General features: G+C 62.1%; 5 protein-coding genes. 3 read left to right on the forward strand and 2 right to left on the reverse strand.

Annotated elements, in window-relative coordinates:
* A partial coding sequence (locus tag RUU78_RS15660; RefSeq protein ID WP_313918226.1) for a glycosyltransferase occupies positions 1-891 on the reverse strand: 891 nt, incomplete at its 3' end.
* A gap of 117 nt (positions 892-1,008) precedes the next feature.
* Positions 1,009-1,854 (reverse strand): glycosyltransferase family 2 protein, encoded by an 846-nt coding sequence (locus tag RUU78_RS15665; RefSeq protein ID WP_313918228.1) that lies wholly within the window; start codon positions 1,852-1,854, stop codon positions 1,009-1,011.
* 175 nt (positions 1,855-2,029) lie between these two features.
* Here RUU78_RS15665 and RUU78_RS15670 point away from each other — a divergent pair, with 175 nt between their 5' ends.
* From RUU78_RS15670 to RUU78_RS15680, 3 genes are read left to right on the forward strand one after another with little or no spacing between them, the layout of a single operon-like run.
* Positions 2,030-3,148 carry a class I SAM-dependent methyltransferase gene (locus RUU78_RS15670; protein ID WP_313918229.1) on the forward strand — a complete coding sequence of 373 codons (1,119 nt, stop codon included), beginning with the start codon at positions 2,030-2,032 and terminating at the stop codon, positions 3,146-3,148.
* On the forward strand, positions 3,145-4,083 hold the full coding sequence (locus RUU78_RS15675; RefSeq protein WP_313918232.1) for a UDP-glucuronic acid decarboxylase family protein: 939 nt from the start codon (positions 3,145-3,147) through the stop codon (positions 4,081-4,083). The genes RUU78_RS15670 and RUU78_RS15675 overlap by 4 nt, the downstream gene beginning before the upstream one ends.
* Before the next feature lie 51 nt (positions 4,084-4,134).
* On the forward strand, positions 4,135-5,955 hold the full coding sequence (locus RUU78_RS15680) for a thiamine pyrophosphate-binding protein (protein ID WP_313918234.1): 1,821 nt from the start codon (positions 4,135-4,137) through the stop codon (positions 5,953-5,955).
* Positions 5,956-6,449 lie beyond the last annotated feature (494 nt).

Consider the following 6,449-nt stretch of genomic DNA (forward strand, 5'->3'; position numbering starts at 1 on the left):
CAGCACCAGGAACCACCAGCCGGCGAGCAGGGCGATGAAGCGGTCGCCGTAGTCGATCAGATGATCGACTACGGCGCGGCGGATGCTTTCGTGGTGCGGATGCTCGCGCATGTCGCCGGTCGGATGCTGGCCGCCGACAATGCGGTTTTTGCTAAACGAATTGGCGCCATGGCGCCGGTAGCAGCCGAGGCGCTCGGGAATCAGGATCGAGCCGCCCACCAGGTTGGCGAAGTGGCAAATATAGTTGTCGGCGCAGACGCGGAAGGGCTCGACCACGTCCGGTAGCACCAGTTGCAGCGTGGCGCGACGGAACATCATCGAACTGGTGGTCGCCCACAGCCAGGAGTTCTCGTAAAGATAGTGAGAGCCGACATGGCGATAGCGGCCGCGCGCCTGCAAATCTGAATGAAAGCCGGCGATGACCTCGCCGGTCTCGTTGATCTGATACTGGTCCGAACTGGTGAAGGCCACCGGCAGTTGGCCCAGATGCACCGCCAGATGCCCGACCAGGAAATCCGGCAGCAACAGGTCGTCGGCATCGACATAGACCACAAACTCGCCCTCGGCGTTGTCGCAGCCGGTCTTGAAGCCGGCCATCTGCCCGCTGTTTATCTCGTGGCGGATCAGAACGAAGCGGTCGCCCATTTGCTGTTCGGCGATCATGCGCTCGATCACGCTTACCGACTGATCCGTCGAGCAATCGTCGACCACCACGCATTTGAAATTCCGGTAGGTCTGTACCGCAATCGAGCGCAGGCAATCGGCAACGTAGCGCTCGTAATTGAACACGGTGACAACGATGGTGACGAAAGGCGCGCAAACCTCGCGCCGCTGGAGCATGCCCAGCAGCCGGCTATCGGTGGTAAGAAGCTGATGATCTGTCAAATCCATATCGCCATCCAAATCAGGCCATGCTGCCCAAAAAACATGTGACGCAGTGCACGCGCCAAGCACGGTTCGCCCGACCGAACGCAAACACTGGCCGTGCCGCCAGATGCCAGGCCGCAATCATGCGGGCGCCGGGTCCCTGTAGCCGCGCACCCGACCGAGAAAGGTGGCCCAGTGAAAGCGCAGCCTGGCCGCGTCGAGCGATGGCGCCGCTAGAACCCAACGCGCCAGCGGCATACCGAAGAATGCCAGCATCCACCACGATGGCATCGGATGCTTACGCAGCACTCGGCCGTCGGCCCGTGCGTATCGCGTTCTCTTGGCGATTGACTCCGCGTCAAAGCCGAGGAACAGCGGCGGATGATGAACAGTCAACTCCGGGTCGAAAAACACTCGCGCTCCGTTCTCCAAGGCACGCAGCATAAAATCATTGTCGTCCCCCGCGCCCCACGGCGTGCCGGCGCCGGGACCAAGGCTGACGTCGAAGCCGCCCACCGCAAGCGCCGCGCGACGTCTAAAAAAATACGCATAGGTCACCGATCGCCGCCACGACATCGACGCGGACAGCAGGCCGGCACCGTCGTTCCAGGGCAAGGTGGCACGACCATCCTCGCCCACCGTATGCCCGATGATTCCATCCCGTTCCACGGACTCCGACAGGAACCCGGAGACCCGTCGCAGCAGGTTCGGCGGATACCAGCAATCGTCGTCTGGAAAGCCGATTATATCGCCGCTCGCCGCGGCCAATCCCACGTTGCGTGCGCGGGAAGCGCCGGGATCGGATACGAGATGGATGATCGGCAAACGCCCGGCCCACTTCTTGATCGTCCGCAACACCCGATCATCGCGATTCTGGTCGACAACGATCACCTCCAGGTCCGGGTAGGCCTGCAAGACCAGCGACTCCAGCAAACGCTCCAGTTCCGCAGAGCGGCCAACGGTGGCAACGATCAGGGAAATCCTCATGGCTTGCCGCATGCCCTCAGGCTTTCCCCGCCGCGAGGCGTCCAACGCGCGCGGGATCGTTCGACGGCAAGTCGTCCGCAATGCATAATCGTGTCCTGAAAACCATATTGATCGGCAAACAGCGGTTTGTTCCCGGAAACCGTCCGGTACAGATTGGTGGGACCGATTCTCTCACATGCACGGCGACTGCCCGCGCGCCACATATAGCGGACTTTTCAATGACGGCAAACCATCCTCGTTGCATCCCCTCCGGGAAGCGGCAAGCATCAACCATCGACCGACCGCCGCTTCAGCGTCGGAAAGCGCGGTGACATCCGCTTTGCCCTCGCGCGCTTCCCGGCTCGCTGCTGCGCTGGCGCAATTGGCCATCGCCTGCCTGTACCGTGTTCCGGGTTTCACCCGGCGGGTCGCGTCGTGCCCCGTATGTGGTGGCAAGCCGGACCGCCTCGAGTTCAACGCCCAGTATTCGCCGCTCGACCGCTGCGGGGAGTGCGGCCATGTCTACAGTCGCAAGACCCCGAAGGACCTCATCCTGCACCTAATGTATCGGGATCTGGAATACTGGCGCAGCGACAAGGTGCATCAGGGAATATCCCGCATCGAATACGGCCCGCAGTGGAAGGAATTTCTCGATGCCCGCATCGGATCGCTGAAAAGCGCAGGAGCGCTAATGGATGTGCCAGAAAGATACTTTGAGATCGGCTGTTCGGAAGGAATCCTTCTAAGGGAACTGGCGAACCTTGGCCATGAAGCGCTTGGCTGTGAATGCAACAGGCCGACCGCGGAAGCAGGCATGAAGAAACTCGGTGTCGATATCAGGATCGGGCTTTTCGAGAACATCCCGCTGCCGCGGGCACACTACGACGTGGTCGCCTCTTTTCACACCATTGAGCACATGCCAGACCTGAAATCGACATTCGCCAAGATCGCCGACATCCTCAAACCTGACGGGCTGGCACTGGTCGAAGTTCCCACTGGACCGGAGGAATACGCCAACAGCGACCACGTCCATTTCTTTTCGGTCGGGTCGCTGAAACGGCTCATGGAAAACCACTTCGAACAGGGCGAAGTCATCGGCAATCAATATATGAGCGCGGGCGGGGTGACCATCGGCTCGCTCTACGGCATCGGCCGCCATCCCATCGCATCGCCGGGCGTTTCAGTAGAATGTGGTTCTACTGGCGGCGGCCTCAAGTGCACGGCCTCAGGCACGTGCTCTAGCCCGCAGACCATGCCGTCCGCCACGGCCATCTCGACACAACCCTGCCAAACTACTCCAAAGTCACCGACATGAATCGAGTTCTGGTCACCGGCGGCGCCGGCTTCCTCGGGTCCCATCTCTGCGATCGCCTTGTCGAACGAGGTGATGACGTGCTCTGCGTCGACAACTTCTTTACCGGATCGAAGCGCAATGTCGCGCACCTGCTGAACCATCCCTATTTCGAACTGATGCGCCATGACGTAACCTTCCCGCTCTACGTCGAAGTCGACCGCATCTTCAATCTCGCCTGCCCGGCCAGCCCGATCCACTACCAGTTGGATCCGGTGCAGACCACCAAGACCAGCGTGCACGGTGCGATCAACGTGCTGGGACTCGCCAAGCGCGTCAAGGCGCGCATCCTGCAAGCCTCCACCAGCGAGGTCTACGGCGATCCGGAGGTACACCCGCAACCCGAGGAATACTGGGGCCGCGTCAACCCGATCGGCATACGCAGCTGCTATGACGAAGGCAAGCGCTGTGCTGAGACGCTGTTCTTCGATTATCACCGCCAGCACCATCTGCAAATCAAGGTGGTGAGGATCTTCAACACCTACGGCCCGCGCATGCATCCAGCCGATGGCCGCGTGGTCAGCAACTTCATCTGCCAGGCGCTGGCCGGCAAGGACCTGACGATCTACGGCGACGGCTCCCAGTCGCGCAGCTTCTGCTATGTCGATGACCTGATCGACGGCATGCTGCAGATGATGGATACGCGTGTGGAGTTCACCGGGCCGGTCAATCTCGGCAATTCGAGCGAATTCACCATGCTCGAGCTAGCCGAGCAGGTGCTCTCAATCGTCGGCGGACCGTCGAAGCTCTGCTTCAAGCCTCTACCGCAGGACGACCCCCGACAAAGGCAGCCCGACATCGCGCTGGCGGAGAAAGAGCTCGGCTGGTCGCCCAAGGTCGGGCTGACGGACGGCCTGCGCGAAACCGTGGCTTATTTCCGCCGCGTCCTGGATCTCTAGTCGCAAGGCCCCCGACTGCATGCACGCCGTCCCGCCAGCGCCGACTTTTCCGTGAGCACGGTCGCCAGCTACGTAGCCAAGCGGCTTGCGGTCTCCGGCGGCAGGTTCGTTTTTCTCGTTACCGGTGGCGGCGCGATGTTTCTCAATGATGCCTTGTGCCATCAACCCAGCCTCACGCCCATATTCTTTCACCATGAACAAGCCGCCGCGATGGCTGCCGAAGCCTATGCTCGCCTTGCCGGCAAGCCAGCGCTCCTCAACGTCACCACCGGCCCCGGCGGCATCAATGCACTAAACGGCGTCTACGGCGCGTGGACCGACTCGATTCCAATGATCGTGCTCTCCGGACAGGTCAAGCGCGCGACCTGCCTGGCCACCACGCCCGTGCCGGGACTGCGCCAGCTCGGCGATCAGGAAGGCGAAATCATCCCGATGGTGCGCGGCATCACCAAATATGCGGCAGTGGTGGAACATCCCGAGGACATCGCATGGCATCTCGATCAGGCGCTTTACCTGGCGACGAATGGCCGGCCCGGCCCGGTCTGGCTGGATATCCCCATCGACGTGCAAAGCGCCAAGGTCGAGGCATCGACACTGCGCCGCTTCGCACCGGCGGCGAGCGCGGCCGCAATCCCGGCAATGGCGGATGTCGCCGTCGCCGTCGAGCACCTGAGAGCTGCCAAACGCCCGGTGATTCTGGCCGGGAGTGGTGTTCGCGCCGCCGCGGCCCTTGCCGAATTCGAAGCGGTTGTTCGCCGTCTCGGCATTCCCGTGACCACCGCGTGGACCCACGATCTGATCGCCTCCGCCGACCCGCTGTTTTGCGGACGCCCGGGCACCATCGGCACGCGTGCGGGCAACCTCACCGTGCAGAACGCCGACCTACTGCTGATTCTTGGCAGCCGGCTCAACATCCGCCAGGTCAGCTACAACTGGCAGGCGTTTGCTCCACGCGCCTTCAAAATCCAGGTGGATATCGATCCTGCCGAGTTCGCCAAGCCGACGGTCAGGCCGGATATGGCGATCACGGCAGATCTCAAATGCTTCCTTGCCGCACTCGAACAACAACTGGGAACCTGGCAAGTCCCACCCGCCCATGTCACCTGGCTGGCCTGGTGCAAGGAGCGTCTGCTGCGTTATCCAAGCGTGCTGCCACGTCAGAGGGAATTCAAGGACAAGATCAATCCCTATCATTTCATCGAAACGCTGTTTGACCACTTCGCCGGCGAAGACATCGTTGCCTGCGGCAACGCCACCGCATGCATCGTTCCGTTTCAGGCAGGCGTCATCAAGCACGGCATGCGGATGTTTTCCAACTCTGGCAGCGCCTCGATGGGCTACGACCTGCCGGCGGCAATCGGTGCGTATTACGGCGCGCTAAGCGCCAGAGGCCAGCAGCGCCGAGTCATCTGTCTGGCCGGTGACGGCAGCATCATGATGAACATTCAGGAGCTGCAGACGGTCGCTCAGCATCGCTTGCCGATCAAGATCTTCGTGCTCGACAACAGCGGCTACCTGTCGATTCGCACCTCGCAGACGAATTTCTTCGGTCGTCTGGCCGGCGCCGGACCCGAATCCGGCGTCGAGCTTCCCGACTTTGTCGCCGTCGCCAGGGCTTTCGGCATTCCGGCGTCGCGCCTCGACGCGGCCGACTTCGCCGAGAGGCTGCCGGCGGTTCTGGATGCCCCGGGCCCGCACCTGTGCCAGGTCATCCTCGATGAGAAGCAACAGTTCGAACCGCGCATGAGTTCGCGCCAAGTCGACGATGGACAGATTGTCTCGGCGCCGCTTGAAGACATGTACCCCTTCCTCGATCGGGAAGAACTCGAGCGCAACCTTTGGCCAGCCGATGATGCCGACGGACCGGTCTGACACCGTCGATCACTACTGGCGGCCGGCAGCTGGAACCGGCACCCTGCGCGACGCCTGCCTGCATCGCCTGCTGCGCAACCGCTCACTGCTGATCGCTGCCGACGTGCCGTCTCGGCCAGCCGAATCAAGCTCGGCCGGCTACCGCCACCGCCCTCGAAGCCCTGCTGCGCAAGAGCGGCTTCGCGGTCGACCGCACCGACGTCAATCGCATTGGCCAGCGCTTCGCCATCGCCGGAAAATCGGCCGCAGCCGAACGTCGGGAACTGCAACAGCAAGGATGCCGCGAGCCGGGGAAACGCTGGCGGCCACAGGAGGCACGCCGGGTTCAATGCGTATAGAATCGGGAGCAATCCCCATCAGAGCTCGAACACGCACCGGAACCTGGCCCACCTGGGTCCACGTCGATACGACCCGGAGCACGGCGCCGACAAGACCATGACCCTTTCGCAGAATTCACAAGCTTCAGAGATTTTTGAGCACCTGTTCGTCCTCGA

Origin of the sequence: Tahibacter sp. (assembly GCF_032229445.1) — a bacterium.
In the GTDB taxonomy this organism is placed as follows: domain Bacteria; phylum Pseudomonadota; class Gammaproteobacteria; order Xanthomonadales; family Rhodanobacteraceae; genus Tahibacter.